This window comes from Burkholderia puraquae (assembly GCF_002099195.1).
Taxonomy (GTDB): Bacteria; Pseudomonadota; Gammaproteobacteria; order Burkholderiales; family Burkholderiaceae; genus Burkholderia; species Burkholderia puraquae.
Window position 1 is genome coordinate 87,194 of the sequence record NZ_NBYX01000016.1, and the last position, 21,783, is coordinate 108,976.

22 protein-coding genes are annotated in these 21,783 nt (G+C 66.8%); 10 read left to right on the forward strand and 12 right to left on the reverse strand.

Features of this window, described 5'->3' with window-relative positions; genetic code table 11:
• Nucleotides 1–87: 87 nt before the first annotated feature.
• Nucleotides 88–1,737, reverse strand: a complete 1,650-nt coding sequence (recN, locus tag B7G54_RS26580) for a DNA repair protein RecN (RefSeq protein ID WP_085041780.1) — start codon at nt 1,735–1,737, stop codon at nt 88–90.
• Nucleotides 1,738–1,756: 19 nt separating this feature from the next.
• On the reverse strand, nt 1,757–2,659 hold the full coding sequence (locus B7G54_RS26585; protein ID WP_085041781.1) for an NAD kinase: 903 nt from the start codon (nt 2,657–2,659) through the stop codon (nt 1,757–1,759).
• A 130-nt stretch (nt 2,660–2,789) separates the two neighbouring features.
• On the opposite strand from B7G54_RS26585, the gene hrcA reads away from it, so the two are divergent.
• The 3 genes from hrcA (at nt 2,790) to B7G54_RS26600 (ending at nt 5,546) form a co-directional block, all read left to right on the forward strand.
• Nucleotides 2,790–3,812: a heat-inducible transcriptional repressor HrcA gene (gene hrcA / locus B7G54_RS26590; protein ID WP_085041782.1), complete on the forward strand. Its 1,023-nt coding sequence runs from the start codon at nt 2,790–2,792 to the stop codon at nt 3,810–3,812.
• Between the two features lie 147 nt (nt 3,813–3,959).
• The gene (gene hemH, locus B7G54_RS26595) at nt 3,960–5,024 is read left to right on the forward strand and encodes a ferrochelatase (protein WP_085041783.1); all 1,065 of its coding nucleotides are present in this window, start codon (nt 3,960–3,962) and stop codon (nt 5,022–5,024) included.
• 114 nt (nt 5,025–5,138) lie between these two features.
• The gene (locus B7G54_RS26600) at nt 5,139–5,546 is read left to right on the forward strand and encodes an RNA-binding S4 domain-containing protein (protein WP_043189537.1); all 408 of its coding nucleotides are present in this window, start codon (nt 5,139–5,141) and stop codon (nt 5,544–5,546) included.
• Here B7G54_RS26600 and B7G54_RS39185 read toward each other — a convergent pair.
• Complete coding sequence (locus B7G54_RS39185; RefSeq protein WP_006476841.1) at nt 5,518–5,679, reverse strand: hypothetical protein; 162 nt, start codon at nt 5,677–5,679, stop codon at nt 5,518–5,520. The genes B7G54_RS26600 and B7G54_RS39185 overlap by 29 nt on opposite strands.
• A 355-nt stretch (nt 5,680–6,034) precedes the next feature.
• On the opposite strand from B7G54_RS39185, the gene grpE reads away from it, so the two are divergent.
• The 5 genes from grpE (at nt 6,035) to pabB (ending at nt 12,419) form a co-directional block, all read left to right on the forward strand.
• Nucleotides 6,035–6,580, forward strand: coding sequence for a nucleotide exchange factor GrpE (gene grpE, locus B7G54_RS26610; RefSeq protein WP_085041784.1), 546 nt, complete (start codon nt 6,035–6,037; stop codon nt 6,578–6,580).
• 7 nt (nt 6,581–6,587) lie between these two features.
• On the forward strand, nt 6,588–7,013 hold the full coding sequence (locus B7G54_RS26615; protein WP_085041785.1) for a thioredoxin family protein: 426 nt from the start codon (nt 6,588–6,590) through the stop codon (nt 7,011–7,013).
• 147 nt (nt 7,014–7,160) lie between these two features.
• A complete protein-coding gene (gene dnaK, locus B7G54_RS26620) occupies nt 7,161–9,113 on the forward strand; it encodes a molecular chaperone DnaK (RefSeq protein WP_085041786.1) in 1,953 nt (650 codons plus the stop codon).
• 268 nt (nt 9,114–9,381) lie between these two features.
• Nucleotides 9,382–10,518 (forward strand): molecular chaperone DnaJ, encoded by a 1,137-nt coding sequence (gene dnaJ, locus B7G54_RS26630; protein ID WP_085041788.1) that lies wholly within the window; start codon nt 9,382–9,384, stop codon nt 10,516–10,518.
• A 17-nt stretch (nt 10,519–10,535) separates the two neighbouring features.
• Nucleotides 10,536–12,419, forward strand: a complete 1,884-nt coding sequence (pabB, locus tag B7G54_RS26635; protein ID WP_085041789.1) for an aminodeoxychorismate synthase component I — start codon at nt 10,536–10,538, stop codon at nt 12,417–12,419.
• A gap of 7 nt (nt 12,420–12,426) precedes the next feature.
• Here pabB and B7G54_RS26640 read toward each other — a convergent pair whose 3' ends face one another.
• The 8 genes from B7G54_RS26640 to hda form a co-directional block, all read right to left on the reverse strand.
• Nucleotides 12,427–12,876, reverse strand: a complete 450-nt coding sequence (locus tag B7G54_RS26640) for an STY0301 family protein (RefSeq protein WP_133059224.1) — start codon at nt 12,874–12,876, stop codon at nt 12,427–12,429.
• A complete protein-coding gene (locus B7G54_RS26645; protein ID WP_244289437.1) occupies nt 12,873–13,190 on the reverse strand; it encodes a BPSL0067 family protein in 318 nt (105 codons plus the stop codon). Before B7G54_RS26645 ends, B7G54_RS26640 begins: the two co-directional genes overlap by 4 nt.
• A gap of 231 nt (nt 13,191–13,421) precedes the next feature.
• Complete coding sequence (panB, locus tag B7G54_RS26650; protein WP_085041791.1) at nt 13,422–14,237, reverse strand: 3-methyl-2-oxobutanoate hydroxymethyltransferase; 816 nt, start codon at nt 14,235–14,237, stop codon at nt 13,422–13,424.
• A gap of 45 nt (nt 14,238–14,282) precedes the next feature.
• Nucleotides 14,283–14,969, reverse strand: coding sequence for a deoxynucleoside kinase (locus B7G54_RS26655; RefSeq protein ID WP_085041792.1), 687 nt, complete (start codon nt 14,967–14,969; stop codon nt 14,283–14,285).
• A complete protein-coding gene (gene folK / locus B7G54_RS26660; RefSeq protein ID WP_043189526.1) occupies nt 14,966–15,508 on the reverse strand; it encodes a 2-amino-4-hydroxy-6-hydroxymethyldihydropteridine diphosphokinase in 543 nt (180 codons plus the stop codon). Before folK ends, B7G54_RS26655 begins: the two co-directional genes overlap by 4 nt.
• A 35-nt stretch (nt 15,509–15,543) precedes the next feature.
• A complete protein-coding gene (pcnB, locus tag B7G54_RS26665) occupies nt 15,544–17,088 on the reverse strand; it encodes a polynucleotide adenylyltransferase PcnB (protein WP_085041793.1) in 1,545 nt (514 codons plus the stop codon).
• Between the two features lie 5 nt (nt 17,089–17,093).
• Nucleotides 17,094–17,771 (reverse strand): histidinol-phosphatase, encoded by a 678-nt coding sequence (locus B7G54_RS26670; protein WP_085041794.1) that lies wholly within the window; start codon nt 17,769–17,771, stop codon nt 17,094–17,096.
• Between the two features lie 11 nt (nt 17,772–17,782).
• Entirely contained in the window at nt 17,783–18,517 is a 735-nt protein-coding gene (gene hda, locus B7G54_RS26675) for a DnaA regulatory inactivator Hda (RefSeq protein WP_034187176.1), read from the reverse strand.
• A gap of 250 nt (nt 18,518–18,767) precedes the next feature.
• On the opposite strand from hda, the gene purM reads away from it, so the two are divergent.
• Nucleotides 18,768–19,823: a phosphoribosylformylglycinamidine cyclo-ligase gene (purM, locus tag B7G54_RS26680; protein WP_085041796.1), complete on the forward strand. Its 1,056-nt coding sequence runs from the start codon at nt 18,768–18,770 to the stop codon at nt 19,821–19,823.
• Between the two features lie 62 nt (nt 19,824–19,885).
• Here the strand turns inward: purM and tet are convergent, their stop codons facing one another.
• Nucleotides 19,886–21,085 (reverse strand): Tet(A)/Tet(B)/Tet(C) family tetracycline efflux MFS transporter, encoded by a 1,200-nt coding sequence (gene tet, locus B7G54_RS26685; RefSeq protein ID WP_085041797.1) that lies wholly within the window; start codon nt 21,083–21,085, stop codon nt 19,886–19,888.
• A 63-nt stretch (nt 21,086–21,148) separates the two neighbouring features.
• Between tet and tetR the strand changes: the two genes are divergently transcribed.
• Nucleotides 21,149–21,781, forward strand: a complete 633-nt coding sequence (tetR, locus tag B7G54_RS26690; RefSeq protein WP_085041798.1) for a tetracycline resistance transcriptional repressor TetR — start codon at nt 21,149–21,151, stop codon at nt 21,779–21,781.
• Nucleotides 21,782–21,783 lie beyond the last annotated feature (2 nt).

The window sequence follows — 21,783 nt, forward strand, 5'->3', positions numbered from 1 at the left end:
CGGGTGGGGCCGATCGGGCGGCTGCCTGCCAAAAAAAGACCGGCGCATGCGCCGGTCTTTTTGCATTCGGCCAACGGGGTGCGTGCGTCAGGCCGCCAGCATTTCCTTCGCGTGCTTGCGCGTCGTGGCCGTGATCTCGAGCCCGCCGAGCATCCGCGCGACTTCCTCGATCCGGTTGGCGCGGTCAAGCGCGACGACCGTCGACACCGTGCCGCCGCGTTCGTCGGCACCTTTTGCGACCTGGAAGTGATGGTCGCCGCGCGCCGCAACCTGCGGCAGGTGCGTCACGCACAGCACCTGGCGATCGCGCCCGAGCTGGTGCAGCAGGCGGCCGACCACTTCGGCGACACCGCCGCCGATCCCCGTATCGACTTCGTCGAAGATCAGCGTCGGTGTGGGGCTTGCCGCGCTTGCGATCACCGCGAGCGCGAGGCTGATCCGCGCGAGCTCGCCGCCCGACGCAACCTTCGCGAGCGGCCGCAGCGGCACGCCGGGGTGCCCGGCGACCCGGAATTCGACCTGCTCGAGCCCGTGCGGGCCGCCGTCGGCGAGCGGCACGAGCGCGACTTCGAAGCTTCCGCCCGCCATCGACAGTTCCTGCATGCCGGTCGTGACGGCCGTGCCGAGCGCCTTGGCCGCCTGCGCGCGCGCCTTGGACAGATGTCTGGCGTCGGCGAGATACGCTTCTCGCGCCTTGGCCTGCACCGCCTCGAGCGCACCGAGATCGGCGGCTGCATCGAGTGCGGCGAGCTGCGCGCGGCGTGCCGCGTGTTCTTCGTGCAGCGTGTCGGGCGGCAGCCGGAACTTGCGGGCGGTCGAGTGCAGTGCATCGAGGCGCGTTTCGACCTGCGCGAGCCGTTCGGGGTCGAGATCGACGCGCTGCGCATAGTGCGACAGCGAATAGACGGCTTCCTGCAACTGGATCTCGGCCGGTTCGAGCGACGCGAGCGCGTCGCCGAGCGCGGTGTCGTAGTCGGCGAGGCTGCGCAGCTTCGACACGATCGCGCCGAGCTGCGCGAGCATCGCGTCGTCGGACTCGGACAGCGCATTGAGCGCGCCGCGCACGCCTTCGATCAAGTTGGCCGAATGCGACAGGCGCTTGTGTTCGTTGCTGACTTCGTCCCATTCGCCGGCTTGCGGCGCGAGCTTGTCGAGCTCGGCGAGCTGCCAGGCGAGCTTTTCGCGTTCGAGCTGCAGCTCGCGCTCGTGCGCCTTCGCTGCGTCGATCGCCTGCGTCGCGTCGCGCCACACGCGCCACGCGCGCGCGACGTTCGCCGCATCGGCGACGAGCCCCGCGTGCGTATCGAACAGCTCACGCTGCGCGTCGGGCCGCATCAGCAGCTGGTGCGCATGCTGACCGTGGATGTCGACGAGCATTTCGCCGAGTTCGCGCAGTTGCGCGAGCGTCGCGCTGGTGCCGTTGATGAACGCGCGCGACCGGCCGTTGGCATCGATTACGCGGCGCAGCATCACGGTGTCCTCGGTGTCGAACGCGTGTTCGTCGAGCCAGCGCGCGACGCGGTCGTGCGGCGTGAATTCGGCAGTGATGTCGGCGCGGCCGCAGCCGGTGCGCACGACGCTCGAGTCGGCACGTTCGCCGAGCGCGAGGGCGAGGGCGTCGATCAGGATCGATTTCCCGGCGCCGGTCTCGCCGGAAAAGACGGAAAAGCCGCTGTCGAATTCGAGATCGAGCGCGGCGACGATGACGAAGTCGCGGATCGAGAGGTGGCGGAGCATGGTGTCGGGCGGAGCGGCGTCAGGACGCCTTGTCGTCTTCGTTCGAGGCGTGTTCGTTCCAGTGCAGCTTCTTGCGCAGCGTCGCGTAGTAGCTGTAGCCGATCGGGTGCAGGAACGGCACCGTGTGCTTCGAGCGGCGCACCTCGATCGTGTCGTTCAGTTCGAGCGCGGTGAACGACTGCATGTCGAAATTCACGTTGACGTCGCGCCCGCCGACGATCTGGATCGCGATTTTCGAATCGTCGGGCAGCACGATCGGCCGGTTCGACAGCGCGTGCGGCGCGATCGGCACGAGCACGATGCCCGCCAGCTGCGGATGGAGGATCGGGCCGGCCGACGACAGCGCGTAAGCGGTCGAGCCGGTCGGCGTGGCGACGATCAGGCCGTCCGAACGCTGGTTGTACATGTATCGGCCGTCGACCGACGCACGCAGCTCGACCATCCCGGAGAAGCCGCTGCGGTTCACGACGACGTCGTTGAAGGCGATCGCGTGGTAGATCGGTTCGCCGTCGCGCATGATCCGGGCCTCGAGCAGCGCGCGCTCCTCGCGCTCGAACTTGCCCGACAGGATCACCGGGACGAGCGCCTGCATGTCGGCCGCCGCGATATCGGTGATGAAGCCGAGCCGCCCGTGGTTGATCCCGATCAGCGGTGTCTTGTACGGCGCGAGCTGCCGGCCGATGCCGAGCATCGTCCCGTCGCCGCCCAGCACGACCGCCACGTCGGCGCGCGCCCCGATTTCGGCCGGGGTCAGCGCCGGGTAGCCGGCGATGCCGATCTCGCGCGCGGTCTCGGCTTCGAAGACGACCTCGAAGCCCCGCTTGGCGACGCAGGCGGCCAGCGTGGCGAGCGGCTCGGCGATGTTGGGCGTGTTGCTCCGGCCGACGAGCGCGACAGTGTTGAACTGATTACCGGTTTTCATGCCGGCATTACACCATAGCTCGTAGACGAAAAGAACCGGCTGTGCGCAGGCGGGGCCGGATCGGGCCGGCCCACGCATCGGTGGCCGTGCCACTCGCCGCAGTCGCGCGGTTGCGCTAAAATTTTCCACCATGCTAGATCCTCGCGCACGAACCCTCCTGAAAACCCTGATCGAACGGTATATCGTCGACGGTCAGCCAGTCGGATCGCGCACGTTGTCCCGTTACTCCGGGCTCGAGCTGAGCCCGGCGACGATCCGCAACGTGATGTCCGACCTGGAGGAGCTCGGCCTCGTGTCGAGCCCGCACACGTCGGCCGGCCGCGTGCCGACGCCGCGCGGCTACCGGCTGTTCGTCGACACGATGCTGACGGTCGAGGTGCCGATCGACGCCGAAGCCGTCGCGCGGCAGGTGCAGAACACGCTGCAGGCCGGCGAGCCGCAGCAGCGGGTCGTGGCGGCCGCCGCGAGCGTGCTGTCGAACCTGTCGCAGTTCGCGGGCGTCGTGCTGACGCCGCGCCGCAGCCACGTGTTCAAGCAGATCGAGTTCATGCGCCTGTCGGACAAGCGCATCCTGCTGATCATCGTCACGCCCGAGGGCGACGTGCAGAACCGGATGCTCGCGACGCCGCGCGATTACTCGCCGTCGCAACTGACCGAGGCGTCCAACTACATCAACGCGCATTTCGCCGGACTGTCGTTCGACGAGGTGCGCCGCCGCCTGCGCGACGAGATCGACCAGTTGCGCGGCGACATGACCGCGCTGATGCATCTGGCGGTGACGGCCAGCACCGAGGTGCCCGACACCGAGGACACCGTGCTGATTTCCGGCGAGCGCAACCTGCTCGAGGTGGCGGATCTTTCCTCCGACATGGCACGGCTGCGCAAGCTGTTCGACGTATTCGACCAAAAGACGGGCCTCCTGCAACTGCTCGACGTGTCGAGCCACGCCCAGGGCGTGCAGATCTTCATTGGTGGCGAATCGACGCTCGTGCCGATCGAGGAAATGAGCGTCGTTACCGCGCCTTACGAGGTGAACGGGCAGATCGTCGGCACGCTCGGCGTGATCGGCCCGACCCGCATGGCGTACAACCGCGTGATACCGATCGTCGACATCACCGCGCGCCTGCTGTCGCTCACGCTGAGCCAGCAGTAGCCTGCAATCGCCAGCCCGATCCCGCCCCGTCATCATGCCGCGGCACCGCGCGAGCCGACAGTCGGCCGAACGGCCGGCCGACCGGCGCGGAGCGGCCCGCTATAATTGAGAGCCGTCCGGTTCCGTGCCTCGAGCACGTTCTTGCCCATGCGTTTCGATCTTGAGCCGCCTTCGAGCATCGCGGCCGCCCATCGCATCGGCGTGCTGCTGATCAATCTCGGCACGCCCGACGCCCCGACGCCGCGCGCGGTGCGGCGCTACCTGGCCGAATTCCTGTCGGATCCGCGAGTCGTCGAGATTCCGCAGGCTGTCTGGCAGGTGCTGCTGCGCACGCTGATCCTGCCGTTGCGGGGCCGCGCGTCCGCGAAGAAGTACGCGGCCGTCTGGATGCCCGAGGGCTCGCCGCTGCGCGTGCACACCGAGCGCCAGACCGACGGCGTGCGGCACCTGCTCGCGTCCAACGGCTATCAAGTGCAGGTCGACTTTGCGATGCGCTACGGTAGCCCGAGCATTTCGCATGCGCTGGCGCAGTTCAAGCGCGCGGGCGTCGAGCGCGTGCTGCTGATGCCGATGTATCCGCAATACTCGGCGTCGACCACGGCCACCGCATTCGACGCCGCATTCGGTGCGCTCGCACGCATGCGCAACCAGCCGGAGGTGCGCACGGTGCGGCATTACGCCGACCATCCGGCCTATATCCACGCGCTGGCCGAGCAGGTGCGCCAGTATTGGGCGCAGCACGGCCGGCCCGACTTCGCGGCCGGCGACAAGCTCGTGCTGAGCTTTCACGGCGTGCCGAAGCGCACGCTCGACCTCGGCGATCCCTATCACGACCAGTGCCAGCAGACGGGCGCGCTGCTGATGGCCGCGCTCGGGCTGTCGACGACCGAGTGCCGCGTCACGTTCCAGTCGCGCTTCGGCAAGGCCGAATGGCTGCAGCCCTACACCGCGCCGACGCTGCGCGAGTTCGGCGAGGCCGGCGTACGGCGGGCCGACGTGTTCTGTCCCGGTTTCACGGCCGACTGCCTGGAGACGATCGAGGAGATCGGCATGGAAGTGCGCGACGAGTTTCTCGCCGGCGGCGGCAAGGCGTTCCACCGCATTCCGTGCCTGAACGCCGCGCCCGCGTGGATCGGCGCGCTCGGCGAGATCGTCGCCGAGAATCTGCAGGGCTGGCCCGTCAGGGCCGCGCAGCCCGAAACGGTGAATTGAGATGAAACGACCTCCACGCTCCCTTCGTTCGCTGTCGACCGGAGCCGGCGCTTCAGCGCTTACTCCGGTCCCATGCACGGCGCCCCCCGTGGGGGCGGCCCGGCGGAGGCTGACATGAATTACAAGATTTCGACTGAACCGGGCGCGAAGCTGCGCATCGACAAATGGCTGTGGGCAGCCCGGTTCTTCAAGACGCGCTCGCTCGCGACCGATGCGGTCGACAAGGGGCACGTGAAGATCGGCGGCGCGGCGGTCAAGCCGGCGAAGGACGTGCGCGTGGGCGACGAGGTCGAGATTGCGATCGACGGCATCGTCTGGCACATTGCCGTGCTTGGCGTGTGCGACGTGCGCGGGCCGGCCAGCGTTGCGCAGACGCTTTACGCGGAAACGGAAGCGGGGCGGGCCGCGCGGCTCGCCGAACTCGAGCGGCGCCGCACGTATCGCGAGCCGGCGGCCGAATTGCACGGCCGGCCGACGAAGCGCGACCGGCGCATCATCGACAGATTTTCTGGTGGGAGCTGAACATCTGGTCGAACGTCGCCCGCGCGCTCCCGTATTCGGTCGTGCGGTCGGTGACGGCTCCCGACAGGCAGATGGTGGTGGTGCCGGCAATGAGTACCAGCGCGACCACCGATATCGCAAAGGTCAGTTTCACGGTACTCCCCTCGAGGAGAAGGGTAAAAACGGCGCCAGGTGATTGTCAGGCGGCGGTCAGCTAGGGGTAAACACGCTTTTCCGACGCTTGAGTGGAGTGTAGTGCAGCGGGCCTGTGCCAAGCTAGTACTTGCCAGGTAAGCGTTGTTACAGCCCGTTTCGCCCGATCTGGCGGACTATGCGGGCGATGCCCCGGCGTGACGCGCGGTTGTTTCGCGGCATTGGAGAATGCCGGCGAATCACCCTCTTGAAATCGCAGTTTTCACCCTTATTTGCACCAGCAATGTGCGGTGCCGCCGGGTATACGGTTCGGCGGTTGCCGATTTGGCTTCAACCTCTAATCGACTTTCAGCGACATGGAAAATACGCAAGAGAACCCGGCTACCCAATCGGCCGAAGATATCGGCAGCGAGAAGCAGGCGGCGCAAGGCGCTGCTCCCGCTGCCGAAGCAGCCGACGCGGCGCTCGCGGAGGCTCAAGCCAAGGTCGCCGAGCTGCAGGAGAGCTTCCTGCGGGCGAAGGCCGAGACCGAGAACGTTCGCCGCCGCGCGCAGGACGACGTCTCGAAGGCGCACAAGTTCGCGATCGAGAGCTTCGCGGAGCACCTGCTGCCGGTGCTGGACAGCCTGGAAGCGGCCGTCAACGATACGTCCGGCGACATCGCGAAGGTGCGCGAAGGCGTCGAACTGACGCTGCGCCAGCTGACGAGCGCGCTCGAGAAGGGCCGTGTCGTCGCGATCAACCCGGTCGGCGAGAAGTTCGATCCGCACCAGCACCAGGCGATTTCGATGGTGCCGGCCGAGCAGGAACCGAACACCGTCGTCACGGTGCTGCAAAAGGGCTACACGATCGCCGACCGCGTGCTGCGTCCGGCGCTCGTCACCGTCGCCCAGCCGAAGTAAGGCCGCGATGTTGCCCGCCGGCGTCGATCCGGCCGCATTTGACGCGTTCGACATGCAGGCGCTGGACGCCGGCACGTTCGACGCGGCGATCGACGGCGCGGGCGATGCGCTCGCGGTGGTGTTCTTCTGGGGCGTCGACTGCTTCAACTGCGAGATCGCGAAGAAGGCGATGCTCGCCCAGCCCGACGCGATCCGCGCGCTGGGCCTGAAGTGGTTCCATTGCAACGTGTACGAACACCACCTGCTGGGGCGCCGCTTCGGGTTGCACGGCGTGCCGACGTGGTTCTTCTTCCACCGCGGCAAGCGGCTCGGCCGCGCGACGGGCTGGCATGGCCTTGCGCAGTTCCAGGCAGCGGTGTCGGCGGCGCGCGCGAAAATCGCCGCGGCGGGCAGCGATTCGCTTGGAGGCGATCCGCTAGCCGGCGGCGATTGAAAAAATTTAATATCCGCATCGCTCGTCGGGTCTTGAAAACGGACCGGACGGACGCATTTCGGGAACAGAGTTGAATTCTGGCGCGCGAAACCGCCCCAAAACGCGGGGTTTTGCGCAGCAAACAAGCATTTCTGGAGATTAGGAAAAATGGGAAAGATCATCGGTATTGACCTCGGCACCACGAACTCGTGCGTTGCCATCATGGAAGGCAACCAGGTCAAGGTCATCGAGAACTCGGAAGGCACGCGCACCACGCCGTCGATCATCGCCTACATGGACGACAACGAAGTGCTCGTCGGCGCGCCGGCCAAGCGTCAGTCGGTGACCAACCCGAAGAACACGCTGTTCGCAGTGAAGCGCCTGATCGGCCGCCGCTTCGAAGAGAAGGAAGTCCAGAAGGACATCGGCCTGATGCCGTACACCATCATCAAGGCCGACAACGGCGATGCATGGGTCGAGGCACACGGCGAAAAGCTCGCGCCGCCGCAGGTTTCGGCGGAAGTGCTGCGCAAGATGAAGAAGACGGCCGAAGACTACCTCGGCGAGCCGGTTACGGAAGCCGTGATCACGGTGCCTGCGTACTTCAACGACAGCCAGCGCCAGGCCACCAAGGACGCCGGCCGCATCGCGGGCCTCGAAGTCAAGCGGATCATCAACGAGCCGACGGCAGCTGCGCTCGCATTCGGCCTCGACAAGGCCGAGAAGGGCGACCGCAAGATCGCCGTGTATGACCTCGGCGGCGGTACGTTCGACGTGTCGATCATCGAAATCGCGGACGTCGACGGCGAAATGCAGTTCGAAGTGCTGTCGACCAACGGCGACACGTTCCTCGGCGGCGAGGACTTCGACCAGCGCATCATCGATTACATCATCGGCGAGTTCAAGAAGGAGCAGGGCGTCGACCTGTCGAAGGACGTGCTCGCGCTGCAGCGCCTGAAGGAAGCCGCTGAAAAGGCGAAGATCGAGCTGTCGTCGAGCCAGCAGACCGAAATCAACCTGCCGTACATCACGGCGGACGCGTCGGGCCCGAAGCACTTGAACCTGAAGATCACCCGCGCGAAGCTGGAAGCGCTGGTGGAAGACCTCGTCGAGCGCACGATCGAACCGTGCCGCATCGCGATCAAGGACGCAGGCGTCAAGGTGTCGGACATCGACGACGTGATCCTGGTCGGCGGCCAGACGCGCATGCCGAAGGTGCTGGAGAAGGTGAAGGAATTCTTCGGCAAGGATCCGCGCCGTGACGTGAACCCGGACGAAGCCGTCGCAGTCGGCGCGGCGATCCAGGGCCAGGTCCTGTCGGGCGACCGCAAGGACGTGCTGCTGCTCGACGTGACCCCGCTGTCGCTCGGCATCGAGACGCTCGGCGGCGTGATGACGAAGATGATCAGCAAGAACACGACGATCCCGACGAAGCACGCTCAGGTGTACTCGACGGCCGACGACAACCAGGGCGCCGTGACGATCAAGGTGTTCCAGGGCGAACGCGAAATGGCAGCCGGCAACAAGCTGCTCGGCGAATTCAACCTCGAAGGCATCCCGCCCGCACCGCGTGGCGTGCCGCAGATCGAAGTGACCTTCGACATCGACGCGAACGGCATCCTGCACGTCGGCGCGAAGGACAAGGCGACCGGCAAGGAAAACAAGATCACGATCAAGGCGAACTCGGGTCTGTCCGAAGCTGAAATCGACCAGATGATCAAGGACGCGGAAGCGAACGCAGCGGAAGACCACAAGCTGCGCGAGCTGGCCGATTCGCGCAACCAGGGCGACGCGCTGGTCCACAGCACGAAGAAGGCGCTGACCGAGTACGGCGACAAGCTGGACGCGGGTGAGAAGGAAGCGATCGAAGCGTCGCTGAAGTCGCTCGAGGACGTGCTGAAGGACTCGTCGGCCGACAAGGCTGCGATCGACGCGAAGGTCGAGGAACTCGGCAAGGTTTCGCAGAAGCTCGGCGAAAAGATGTACGCCGACATGCAGGCCCAGCAAGCGGGTGCGGCCGGCGCAGCGGGGGCAGCGGAAGGCGCGGCCCACGCGGGCGGCGCGCAGCAGGCTGCCGACGATGTCGTCGACGCCGAGTTCAAGGAAGTGAAGAAGGACTAAGCCGGGTTGCCCCGGCGCCGCACGCCGCGCGCGCAACACGCGCGCGGCGCGGCTGACGGGCGGGCTGACAAGCGGTCTGTCTTTCCTTCCGGATGGCCGGATCGACTCCACGCCTGGCGGGCTTCGCGGCCCTCCGGGCACATTTGTTTTTTGGCGGGTGCTGCGCGAGCCGTCCGCGGACGGGCGCAGCGCCAGACGAGTCGAGAGACTTTACTGCAGGCGAAAGGAGCCGCCGCGTGCGCGATGCGTGGCGGCACAGTGAATCGATATGGCGAAACGGGATTACTACGAGGTTCTGGGCGTCGCGAAGAACGCGAGCGACGACGAAATCAAGAAGGCGTATCGCAAGCTTGCGATGAAGTATCACCCTGACCGCAATCCGGACAGCAAGGATGCGGAAGAGCATTTCAAGGAAGTGAAGGAAGCCTATGAAATGCTGTCGGACGGCCAGAAGCGTGCGGCGTACGACCAGTACGGCCATGCGGGCGTCGATCCGAACATGGGCGGTGCGGGCGGACAGGGCTTCGGCGGCTTCGCGGACGCGTTCGGCGACATCTTCGGCGACATCTTCGGCCAGGCCGCAGGCGGCGCCGCGCGCGGCGGCCGCGGTGGCCCGCAGGTGTATCGCGGTGCCGACCTGCGCTACAGCATGGAAATCACGCTCGAGCAGGCCGCACACGGCTACGACACGCAGATCCGCGTGCCGAGCTGGGTATCGTGCGAGGTCTGCCACGGGTCGGGTGCGAAGCCCGGCACGAAGCCGGAAACCTGCCCGACCTGTCACGGCCAGGGCACGGTGCGCATGTCGCAGGGCTTCTTCAGCATCCAGCAGACCTGCCCGAAGTGCCACGGCACGGGCACCTACATCCCGGAGCCGTGCGTGCATTGCCACGGGTCGGGCAAGGTGAAGGAAACCAAGACGCTCGAAGTGAAGATTCCGGCCGGGATCGACGACGGGATGCGGATCCGCTCGGCCGGCAACGGCGAGCCGGGCATCAACGGCGGGCCGCCGGGCGACCTGTACGTCGAGATCCACATCAAGCCGCACTCGGTGTTCGAACGCGACGGCGACGATCTCCACTGCCAGATGCCGATCCCGTTCACGACCGCCGCGCTCGGCGGCGAGATCGAGGTGCCGACGCTGGCCGGCCGTGCGTCGTTCCCGGTGCCGGAAGGCACGCAGTCGGGCAAGACGTTCCGCCTGCGCGGCAAGGGCATCAAGGGGCTGCGCTCGAGCATCGCGGGCGATCTGTACGTTCACGTGCAGGTCGAGACGCCCGTGAAGCTGACCGACAACCAGCGCGACCTGCTCAAGCAGTTCGAGAAGTCGCTGGCCGAGGGTGGCGCGCGTCACAGCCCGCAGAGCAAGAGCTGGTTCGATCGTGTGAAGAGCTTCTTCGAGTAAGTAACGCGAGTAACAGCATGACTGAAGGCAACGAGAGCGTGTCCTTCGCGCTCTTGGACGATTGCGACTCGACCGCGCTCGCGCGGTCGAGTCGTTTGTATTCGGGATTCGTGCGTGAACGCGTGTGCACGGATCCGGCGCGGCTCGACGAAGTCGATGCGGCGGTGGCGCAGGATCTGCGCGACGGGCTGCATGCGGTCGTCGTCGGCGATTACGAATTCGGACGCAATCTGCAACGAGCGCAGCCGGGCCATGCCCCGCTGCGCTTTTTGCTGTATGCGCGCTGCGAGCGCCTGTCGCGCGGCGAAGTCGACGCATGGCTCGCGCAGCAGGATGGCGGCGGCACGCCGTCGATCGCGGGCGTCGCGCATGTCGCGAAGAGCGTGTCGCGCGACGCGTTCGACGCGGCGATCGCCGCGGTGCACGACGCACTGCGCGCGGGCGATTCATACCAGGTCAACTACACGTACCGGCTGAATTTCGACGTGTTCGGCACGCCGCTCGCGCTGTACCGGCGGCTGCGCGAGCGCCAGCCCGTGCGGTACGGCGCGCTGATCGCGCTGCCCGGCGGCGCGTGGGTCGTGTCGTGCTCGCCCGAGCTGTTCGTCGAGAAGCACGGCGACGTGCTGCGTGCGCGGCCGATGAAGGGCACCGCACCGCGCTCGGCCGACGCGCGCGACGATGCGGCGGCGGCTGTGTTTCTCGCGAACGATCCGAAGAACCGCGCGGAAAACGTGATGATCGTCGATCTGCTGCGCAACGATGTGTCGCGGATCGCGCGCACCGGGACGGTTCGCGTGCCGGCGCTGTTCTCCGTCGAGCCGTATGCGTCGGTGTGGCAGTTGACGTCGACGGTCGAGGCCGGCTGGCGCGACGGGACGACGTTTGCGCAGATGCTGCGTGCGCTGTTTCCGTGCGGATCGATCACGGGCGCGCCGAAGTACAAGACGATGCAGTTGATCGACGCGATCGAATCGACGCCGCGCGGGCTTTATACGGGCGCGATCGGCTGGCTCGACGCGCCCGGCGATCATGCGGACGGCTGCGGCGACTTCTGCCTGTCGGTCGCGATCCGCACGCTGACGCTCGACGGGGCCGATACCGATATCGACATGGCTGGTTCGGCAACGCGGCACCATGGGACGATGGGTGTCGGCGCGGGCATTGTGCTCGACAGCGTCGCGGCCGACGAATATGCGGAGTGCGAATTGAAAGCGCGATTCCTGACGGATGCCGATCCCGGTTTCCAGTTGTTCGAAACGACCGCGGCCACGCGTGCGGACGGCATTCGGCATCTCGACCGCCATCTCGCGCGGCTGCAGCGCAGCGCGGACGCGTTCGGCTTCCGCTTCGACGCCGATGCGTTGCGGCGCGAGATCGACGCGCGCTGTGCAGCGCTCGACGGCGACGATGCGTACCGGATGAAACTCGCGCTCGCGAAGGACGGCGCGATCGAAATCACCGCGGCGCCGCTCAAGCCGCTGCCGGCCGGGGCGGTCGGCGTGATGCTGGCGTCCGCGCACGGCTTCGCGCCGACCCGTGCGGGCGATGCGCTGCTGCAGCACAAGACCACACGCCGCGCCGAATACGACCGCGCGTGGCAGGCGGCCGAGGCGCTCGGTGGTTTCGACATGCTGTTCGTCAACGAGCGCGGCGAGGTGACGGAGGGCGGGCGCTCGAACCTGTTCGTGAAGCTCGATGGCCAGTGGGTGACGCCGCCGCTGGCGTCCGGCGTGCTGCCGGGCGTGATGCGCGGCGTGCTGCTCGATGATCCGGCAGTAGGCGCAAAAGAGCGTGCGCTGACGCTTGACGACGTGCTGAACGCGGAAGAGTTGATGATCTGCAATGCATTGCGCGGGCCGATGGCAGCGCGGTTGCTTCACGGTTGCGCACCGGCTTGAACGCAGATTATTTCCGCGGCGTACATTGCCAGCTTTGTACGATGGCGTGTCCGCGTCTGTAGCGTGCAACGCAAGTCTGTGCGTGTTTGCCCAGTGGCCGTGCGATCACGACGCTCGTATTGCCGTAGTCACACGATACCCAGTAGTCTTCACGGTTTTCGGCGAGCGACCAGATATAAACGTCGCTCTTGGATTCCGAGCGCGAGCGGTTCGGCAACAATGACATCATCCTGTCAGGCGGACCCGACCAGAAGGTGACGCTGGCAAGCGGATAGGTGCTTTGCGTGTCGAAGCTTTTCCACTCCTCGGGCGGCTGACCGTCGAGCTGCTGGGTAACTGCAATGCGCGCGGGGCAGTCCGCTGTCGCAGCGGACGCGGGCAGTGCAACGAGCGGACCGCACGCGAGCACTACGATGGCGAGCAGCATGTACGACGTTTGGCGAATGAGCATCGTCATTTCACGACCGAAAATGCATCGGCGTTATTGCTCGGATCGATGTAACGTCCATGCTTATCCGTGCCTTTGAACGGGATGCATCTGCTCTGAATTGCCTTGAGTGAGCGCCATTGTTCGACGACGTGGATACCGCGCACATCCTGACCCAGATAGAACGCCGCATGGTTGCCATGCGATCGGCTCGGGTAACGATCGTTCTTGAAAGTTGCAATGACGGTTCCGGCGCGAATACTTCGATCGCCGCCAGCTTTTTTTCCGGGCGCCAGATGGAGGTGGGACCGACGGAAGTATAGATTTTGACCAGCGCGACGCACTCTCCGTCGCCCGCGAGTTTTTGCCCGACGAGTTCAGCCGCCTTTTCATACACATGAGCCATCTTTCACCACTCCTTCGATTGACGAAGGTTTGATGGTCATCGCGACGAAGGCGAGTAGAAATAGGACGAGTTAGAAAAATTCACGCTGACCGGCAATGCAGTACGAGAAATGCCCTCCTGCATTGCCGGTCACGTCAGTGAGTGGGCTGCAGCGATCGCCGGCCGTGCTTCAAAACGAGTGCTCGGGGCCCGGAAACGACCGATCCTTCACCGCGCTCACGTAGGCTTCGACGGCCGCCTGAATGTTCGGCTGGCCCTGCATGAAATCCTTCACGAAACGCGGCCGCTTGCCGGGGAACACGCCGAGCATGTCGTGCAGCACGAGCACCTGCCCCGAGCAGTCGACGCCGGCGCCGATGCCGATCGTCGGAATCTTCAGCATGTGCGTGACTTCCGACGCGACGAGCGTCGGCACGGCCTCGAGCACGACGAGCTGCGCGCCCGCGTCCTCGACCGCGCGCGCATCGCGCAGCAGCTGCGCGGCGCCGGCTTCGGTCTTGCCCTGCACCTTGAAGCCGCCGAACGCGTGCACCGATTGCGGCGTGAGGCCGATGTGCGCGCACACCGGCACCGCGCGTTCGACGAGGAAGCGGATCGTGTCGGCGAGCCATTCGCCGCCTTCGAGCTTGACCATCTGCGCGCCCGCGCGCATCAGCTTGACCGAGTTCGCGAACGCCTCGGCCGGCGTGCCGTACGTGCCGAACGGCAAATCGGCGACGACGAGCGCGCGCGGCTGCGCGCGTGCGACGCAGGCCGTGTGATACGCGATGTCGTCGAGCGACACGGGCAGCGTGGTCGTATGGCCCTGCAGCACGTTGCCGAGCGAATCGCCGATCAGCAGCACGTCGGTGCCCGCGCGGTCGAGCAGCGCGGAGAAGCTCGCGTCGTAGCAGGTGAGCATCGCGATCTTCTCGCCGGCGTCGCGCATTGCCTGCAGCTTGGGGACCGTCACGGCAGGCCGGCTCGATTCCTGGAGATAGGTCATGGGAAATCCGGTTCGAATGGGTGAGGAACGACAGGCGAGGACGCGTCAGCGCGTCGTCTCGCCCTTGACGAAGAATTCCTTGCGGCCGCGCATCGTCTCGATGCGCTCGACCAGCAGGGCGAGATCTTCGGGGGAATCCAGCGGGTTCAGATGTTCCGCGGCGACCGTCAGCACCGGCGTGCGGTCGTAGTGGTAGAAGAATTCGTTGTACGCGTCGACGAGCGAGCGCAGGTACGCATCGCTGATCTGCAGCTCCATCGGCAACCCGCGCTTCTGGATGCGCGAGAACAGCACTTCAGGGCTGGCCTGCAGGTAGACGACGAGGTCGGGCGACGGCGCCTGCGGCACATCCACGTGCGTCGCGACCGAGCGGTAGAGCTGCCATTCGTCTTCCGGCAGGTTCAGCCGCGCGAAGATGTCGTTCTTCTGCGGCATGAAATCGGCGATGACCGGGCGGCCCGTTTCGAGCGCGCCGATCAGCTCGCGCGCCTGTTGCGCGCGCTGCAGCGCGAACGACAGCTGCACGGGCAGCGCGTAGCGCGCGGTGTCGCGATAGAAGCGTTCGAGGAACGGGTTGTCCTGCGGGCGCTCGAGCAGCGTCTGCATCGACCAGCGTTCGGCGAGCAGGCGCGCGAGCGTCGTCTTGCCGACGCCGATCGGGCCTTCGATCACGAGATAGCGATGCGGGGCGCGCAGGTCGGGCGCGGTGACGGTGAGGGGAGTGGGGGTCATCGGCAGCGGTTCTTGTCGGCGTCTTCGCTGGCAGCGAGCGCCTTCTGCATCAGGCACTGGCAGGTCTGCACCTTCTCGACGCGCTGGTCCGCGACGGCGGCGAGGAAGGCGTCGGCACGGCCGCGCGCGGGGATGTCGAGTGCCGGCTCGATCTCGACGAGCGGCACGAGCGCGAACGCACGGTCGGTGAGGCGCGGGTGCGGGACGATCAGGTCGGGCTCGTCGATCGAGTCGGCGCCGAACAGCAGGATGTCGAGGTCGAGCGTGCGCGGCGCGTTGCGATACGGGCGCTCGCGGCCGAAGTGATGTTCGATCTTCTGGCAAAGCGCGAGCAGCTCGCGGGCCGACAGCGTCGTGTCGAGCTTGACGACGCAGTTGTAGTAGTCGTCGCCGCCCGCTTCGAAGGGCGCCGTGCGATACAGGCTCGATTTGCCGAGGATCGAGATGGTGCGCTGCTGCGCGAGGCACACCACCGCGTCCTTCAGGGTCTGGCGCGCATCGCCGAGATTCGCCCCCAGTCCGATATATGCAACCGTCATGGCATCACTTCCTACGTCGTTCGCCGGCGAGCGCGTCAGTCGTCGGAACCGTCCGCGGCGCCGGGTACCTGCTCGGCGGCACCTTCGCCCTGGTTGCGGTTTCGCGCGCCGCCGCGGCGGCGCCGCTTGCGGGGCGATTTTTCCTTCGAGCCGCCCTGCGTGAGCAATGCCTCGCGAGCGGCCGCGTCGCCTTCGATGAAATCCGTCCACCACTGTCCGACTTCCACATCGAGCTCGCCGGATTCGCAGCGTAACAGGAGGAAATCATACCCCGCTCTAAACCTTTGGTGTTCCAGCAGCCGCATCGCGCTGCGGCCCGAGCGTTTCTCGAGGCGCAGCTGCAGGCCCCAGATCTCGCGCATGTCGGCCGAATAACGCTTGTGGATCGCGAGTTTCTCGGTCTGCATGTCGAGCACGTCGTCCATCGCGCGATGGAGCGCCGGCACCGGGATTTCGCCTTCGGCCGTGTATTGCTCGAAGCGCTGGCGCATGTCGTGCCACAGCAGCGTCGCGAACAGGAAGCCCGGCGATACCGGCTTGCCGGCGCGCACGCGCGCGTCGGTGTTGTTCAGCGCGAGCGTGATGAACTTCTCGCCTTGCGGCTGTTCGAGCACGACGTCGAGGAGCGGCAGCAGCCCGTGGTGCAGGCCCTCCTTGCGCAGCCGCTGCAGGCACGCGAGCGCATGGCCCGACAGCAGCAGCTTCAGCATTTCGTCGAACAGGCGCGCGGCCGGCACGTTGTTGATCAGGTCGGCGAGCGCGTTGATCGGCTCGCGCGTATGCGGCTCGATCTCGAAACCGAGCTTTGCCGCAAAGCGCACGACGCGCAGCATCCGCACCGGATCCTCGCGGAAGCGCGTGGCCGGATCGCCGATCATCCGCAACAGGCGGGCGCGCACGTCGGCCATCCCGTCGTGGTAGTCGAGCACCGTCTGCGTCGACGGGTCGTAGTACATCGCGTTGATCGTGAAGTCGCGGCGCGCGGCGTCTTCGTGCTGCTCGCCCCACACGTTGTCGCGCAGTACGCGGCCGCTCGCGTCGACCGCGTGCGTGCGGCGATCGAGTTCGTCGCGCTTCAGGCGCTTCGGCGGCTCGGCTGCAGCCGCGGCCGCCTCGGGCGGCGCATCGACCAGCGCGCGGAACGTCGACACCTCGATCAGTTCCTGGCCGAACTGCACGTGGACGATCTGGAAGCGGCGGCCGATCAGGCGCGCGCGGCGGAACAGGCGCTGGACTTCAGTAGGCGTCGCGTCGGTCGCGACGTCGAAGTCCTTCGGCGCGATGCCGAGCAGCAGGTCGCGTACCGCGCCGCCGACGATGAACGCACGAAAGCCCGCCTGCTGCAGCGTGTCGGTCACGCGCACGGCGTTCCTCGAGATCAGCGCCGGATTGATGCCGTGCACGCTGGCCGGCACGACGGTCGGCTCATGGTTGCTGCGCGGCTTTTTCGCGCCGCCGCCGCGGGCGCCCTTCGGCGCGCGCGGGGCAGCAGGGGCCGCTTCGTCGGCCGGGGCCGCTGCGGGAGAAGTTTGCTCGGTTTCGTCCTGGCCGAGCAGCTTGCGGATGAATTTTTTGATCACGACGTTCAGAAGAGATCGAGGATGCGCCAGCCGCGGGTGCTTGCATGCGCACGCAGCGTGTCGTCAGGGTTGGTCGCGATCGGGTCGGTGACTTTCTCGAGCAACGGGATGTCGTTGTGCGAGTCGCTGTAGAAGTAGGTGTGCGTGAAGTCGCTCCATTGTTTGCCGAGCGACGCGAGCCACGCTTCGGTTCGCACGATCTTGCCTTCGCGATAGCTCGGCGTGCCGGTCGGCCGGCCCGTGTACGGCGAATCGGGATGCCCGTCGGTCGTTTCGACCTCGCAGGCGATCAGCGTGTCGACGCCGAACGCGGTTGCGATCGGGCGCGTGATGAATTCATTGGTGGCCGTCACGACGCAGCACAGGTCGCCTGCATCGAGGTGCTTGCGCACGAGCTCGAGCGCGGCAGGCGTCATTGCGGGCCGGATCACCTCGTGCATGTACTGCTCATGCCATTCGGCGAGTTGCGCGCGCGAATACTTCGCGAGCGGCGTGAGCATCGCCGTGAGGTACGCGTGAATGTCGAGCTTGCCGGCCTTGTAGTCGGCGAAGAACTGATCGTTCTGACGCGAGAAGCTTTCCGCGTCGACGATGCCGAGCTTCACCATGAAGCGGCCCCATTCGTGGTCGCTATCGGTCGGGATCAGCGTGTGATCGAGGTCAAAGAGTGCCAGATTAGTCATGGAAGCGCATTTTACTCGAAGCGGTTCGGGCCCGTGCCCGGTGGTGTGATGTCGTCGCCGGGACGCGCCAGCATGCGGCGCAGCAGCGGCAGCGTGACGGCGCGTTTCTGCTCGAGCGAAAATCGGTCGAGCGCGTCGAGCAGCGCCATCAGGCTCGGCATGTCGCGGCGGAAATGAGTCAGCAGGTAGGCGGCGATGTCGTCGGTGAGCGCGATCCCGCGCTCCTTCGCCGCGAGCTTGAGCACCGCGATCTTGCCGGCGTCGGACGGCGGCGACAGGTGGAACACGAGCCCCCAGCCGAGGCGCGTGCGGAGATCCTCGCGCACGTCGAGCGCGAGCGGCGCCGCGGGGCCCGCCGCGACGAACGCGCTCGACGGGTGCGCGCGCACTTCGTTGAACAGGTTGAACAGCGCGACCTGCTGCGCGTCGCTCATCCGGTCGCAGTCGTCGATCGCGTAGATGCCGATGCGCGGGTCGAACGTGAACGCGCCGAGCGGGCTCTGCGGCGTCAGGTAGCGCGCATAGCCGTACGACGCGTCGCTCACGAGCGCCTGCAGCAGATGGGTGCGGCCGCTGCCGGGCTCGCCCCAGATGTAGAACGACCGATCCGGCACGGGGCCCGCCGCGAGCGCGAGGTCGAGCTTCTGCAGGCGCGAGATGAGCTCGTCGTTCTCCTCGTTCATGATGAAGTTGTCGAACGTGGCGGGCGGCGGCGTGCCGAGATCGAGCGTCAGTTGACGGGACACAACAGTCACAATGCGGGTCGGTTGAAAATACGCGTGCCATACGCCGGGCACGCACCGGGGACTGCGTCTTCACGGGCTTCACGCGCGACCGCACGCACGGCGCCACGCCGGTTTAGGCGCGGTTTGCTCGGCGATGAAAACGGGGACGTGTTGACCAAGATGCAATCCCTGACGATTCGGTGCTGGGAATTCCGGCCAACCGGCCGGCTTCGGGTAAAATCGCATTTTACCGACCTTCTCGCATTCCCCCATGAATCCTCCGAAATCCGCTCCTGACGCTCAGGGTCTGTCCTATCGCGACGCAGGCGTCGACATCGACGCAGGCGACGCGCTCATCGACAAGATCAAGCCTTTTGCGAAGAAAACCCTGCGCGACGGCGTGCTCGGCGGCATCGGCGGGTTCGGCGCGCTGTTCGAAGTGCCGAAGAAGTACAAGGAGCCCGTGCTCGTGTCGGGCACCGACGGCGTGGGCACCAAGCTCAAGCTGGCGTTTCATCTGAACAAACACGACACCGTCGGCCAGGATCTCGTCGCGATGAGCGTGAACGACATCCTCGTGCAGGGCGCCGAGCCGCTGTTCTTCCTCGACTACTTCGCGTGCGGCAAGCTCGACGTCGACACCGCTGCAACCGTCGTCAAGGGCATCGCACAGGGTTGCGAACTGTCGGGCTGCGCGCTGATCGGCGGTGAAACGGCCGAAATGCCGGGCATGTACCCCGACGGCGAATACGACCTGGCCGGCTTTGCAGTCGGCGCGGTCGAGAAGAGCAAGATCATCGACGGCAGCACGATCGCAGAAGGCGACGTGGTGCTGGGCCTCGCCTCGAGCGGCATCCATTCGAACGGCTTCTCGCTCGTACGCAAGATCATCGAGCGCGCGAACCCCGACCTGTCGGCCGATTTCCATGGCCGCTCGCTGGCCGACGCGCTGATGGCGCCCACGCGCATCTACGTGAAGCCGCTGCTCGCGCTGATGCAGAAGCTGCCGGTGAAGGGCATGGCGCACATCACGGGCGGCGGTCTCGTCGAGAACATTCCGCGCGTGCTGCGCGAAGGCCTTACCGCCGAGCTCGACCAGAACGCATGGCCGCTGCCGCCGCTGTTCAAGTGGCTGCAGGAGCATGGCGGCGTCGCCGACGCGGAAATGCACCGCGTGTTCAACTGCGGGATCGGCATGGCCGTGATCGTTTCGGCGGCCGATGCCGACGCAGCGATCGCCGACCTGACCGCCGCCGGCGAACAGGTGTGGAAGATCGGCACCGTGCGCGCGACTCGCGATGGCGAGGCGCAGACGGTCGTGGTCTGACGCACTGCCCGCAGCAGATCCAGCAAGGAAAGCCGCCCGGAGTCGATCCGGGCGGCTTTTTTTCATGCCGACGGGCGCGGTGCGCCTGAGTTCGAGGCGCGTGCACCGGCCAGCAGCGGTGGTACAAGCAGATAAAGCAGCGCTGCCGCGGCCCAGACGAGCCCCGGCCACGTCGCGCGTGTCGCCGCATAGGTCGCCGTGACCACCAGCGGCCCCGCGACGCCGATCAGGCTCGCCACGCTTGCGAGCGCGCCTTGCAGTTCGCCCTGGCGCGCATCGTCGACCTGCCGCGCGAGCATCGCCTGCAGTGCCGGCAGCGTCATGCCGCCCGCCGCGAACAGTGGCAGCAGCGCGAACGGCACCCACGCGGCGGTCGCGAACGCAATCGCCGCGAGCCCGAGCGCGTCGCCCGCGAGGCCCAGCGCGAGCGCGCGGCGCTCGCCGAGCCGCGCGATCAGCGGCCCGATCGCGAATGCCTGCGCGAGTGCATGACACGCGCCATAGCCCGCCAGCGACAGCCCGGCGACCGGCGTCGACCAGCCGAAATGTTCCTGGCCGTACAGGATCCACAGCGTCGCGGGCGCCTGCGACACCAGCGCCACGACCACGTAAATGCCGAGCAGCGGCACGAGCGCCGGTGCGCCGCTCAGCCGGCGCAGGCTTGCGAACGGGTTGAGTGCGCCGACAGGATGGCCTTCGCGGGCCGAACGCGGCCGCGATTCCGGCAGCGCGCGCCAGACGAGCGCGAGATTGAGCGCGTTGAGCACGGCGGCCGCGACGAACGGCGCGCGCACATGCAGCGCGCCGAGCAGGCCGCCGATCAACGGGCCGGCGATGAAGCCGATGCCCATCATCGCGCCGAGCTGGCCGAAGCGTCGGGCGCGATCGGGTTCGATCGTGACGTCGGTCATGTATGCAGTCGCGACCGCGACGTTCGCGCCCGTGATGCCCGCGATCAGCCGGCCGACGTAAAGCCAGGCGAGTGTCGGCGCGAGCGCCATCAGCAGGTAGTCGAGCGCGGCGCCCGCAAGCGACACGAGCAGCACGGGCCGGCGGCCGAAGCGGTCGCTCAGCGCGCCGAGCAGCGGTGCGCACAGGAACTGCGCGAACGCGTACAGCGCGAGCAGGATCCCGTAGTGGGTATCGGTGCTGCCTGCGCCGGCCAGCGAGCGCAGCAACCCGGGCAGGATCGGCATCACGATCCCGACGCCGATCGCGTCGAGCAGGACCGTGGCCAGGATGGCAATCAGGGACGGATTCAAGAGCGTGACTCTATCGGTGATAGAGTGGTGATTATTCCACAGCTTTCCCTATCGGTGATAGAGATGAAGGACACTGGGGCGCGGCTGACGCGCGACACCGTACTGCGCGCGGCGCTCGAACTGCTCGACGACGTCGGCATCGATGGGCTGTCCACCCGGCGGCTCGCCGAGCGGCTCGGCGTGCAGTCGCCGACGCTTTACTGGCATTTCCGGAACAAGGCCGAACTGCTCGACGCGATGGCGGAGGCGATCATGCTCGAGCGTCACGATGCATCGCTGCCGCGAGCGGGCGAAGCGTGGGATGCGTGGCTTCTCGACAACGCACGCAGTTTCCGCCGCGCGCTGCTGGCCTATCGCGACGGCGCGCGCCTGCATGCCGGTACGCGGCCGCGCGCGCTGCATTTCAGCTCGATCGAACGCAAGGTCGCGCTGCTCGGCGACGCGGGATTCGCGCCGGACGAGGCGGTCGACGTGATGTATGCGCTGGGCCGCTTCGTGGTCGGATGGGTGCTGGAAGAGCAGGCGGAACCCAGCGGCGAGGCCGATGCGCCGCTGCCGGACGCGGCCGAGTATCCGCTGCTCGCGAAGGGCTGGGCGGCGCTGCACGCGCGCGGCGGCGACGAAGCGTTCGAGCGTGGCGTCGCGTTGATCGTCGATGGCGCCCGCGCGCGCCTGGCAGCGCGCGAGCGCGGCTGACG

Bases quoted from the DNA above. Each gene is read 5' to 3' on its own strand.
- recN (WP_085041780.1), bottom strand. From the start codon at position 1,737: ATGCTCCGCCACCTCTCGATCCGCGACTTCGTCATCGTCGCCGCGCTC.
- B7G54_RS26585 (WP_085041781.1), bottom strand. From the start codon at position 2,659: ATGAAAACCGGTAATCAGTTCAACACTGTCGCGCTCGTCGGCCGGAGC.
- hrcA (WP_085041782.1), top strand. From the start codon at position 2,790: ATGCTAGATCCTCGCGCACGAACCCTCCTGAAAACCCTGATCGAACGG.
- hemH (WP_085041783.1), top strand. From the start codon at position 3,960: ATGCGTTTCGATCTTGAGCCGCCTTCGAGCATCGCGGCCGCCCATCGC.
- B7G54_RS26600 (WP_043189537.1), top strand. From the start codon at position 5,139: ATGAATTACAAGATTTCGACTGAACCGGGCGCGAAGCTGCGCATCGAC.
- grpE (WP_085041784.1), top strand. From the start codon at position 6,035: ATGGAAAATACGCAAGAGAACCCGGCTACCCAATCGGCCGAAGATATC.
- B7G54_RS26615 (WP_085041785.1), top strand. From the start codon at position 6,588: ATGTTGCCCGCCGGCGTCGATCCGGCCGCATTTGACGCGTTCGACATG.
- dnaK (WP_085041786.1), top strand. From the start codon at position 7,161: ATGGGAAAGATCATCGGTATTGACCTCGGCACCACGAACTCGTGCGTT.
- dnaJ (WP_085041788.1), top strand. From the start codon at position 9,382: ATGGCGAAACGGGATTACTACGAGGTTCTGGGCGTCGCGAAGAACGCG.
- pabB (WP_085041789.1), top strand. From the start codon at position 10,536: ATGACTGAAGGCAACGAGAGCGTGTCCTTCGCGCTCTTGGACGATTGC.
- B7G54_RS26640 (WP_133059224.1), bottom strand. From the start codon at position 12,876: ATGACGATGCTCATTCGCCAAACGTCGTACATGCTGCTCGCCATCGTA.
- panB (WP_085041791.1), bottom strand. From the start codon at position 14,237: ATGACCTATCTCCAGGAATCGAGCCGGCCTGCCGTGACGGTCCCCAAG.
- B7G54_RS26655 (WP_085041792.1), bottom strand. From the start codon at position 14,969: ATGACCCCCACTCCCCTCACCGTCACCGCGCCCGACCTGCGCGCCCCG.
- folK (WP_043189526.1), bottom strand. From the start codon at position 15,508: ATGACGGTTGCATATATCGGACTGGGGGCGAATCTCGGCGATGCGCGC.
- B7G54_RS26670 (WP_085041794.1), bottom strand. From the start codon at position 17,771: ATGACTAATCTGGCACTCTTTGACCTCGATCACACGCTGATCCCGACC.
- purM (WP_085041796.1), top strand. From the start codon at position 18,768: ATGAATCCTCCGAAATCCGCTCCTGACGCTCAGGGTCTGTCCTATCGC.
- tetR (WP_085041798.1), top strand. From the start codon at position 21,149: ATGAAGGACACTGGGGCGCGGCTGACGCGCGACACCGTACTGCGCGCG.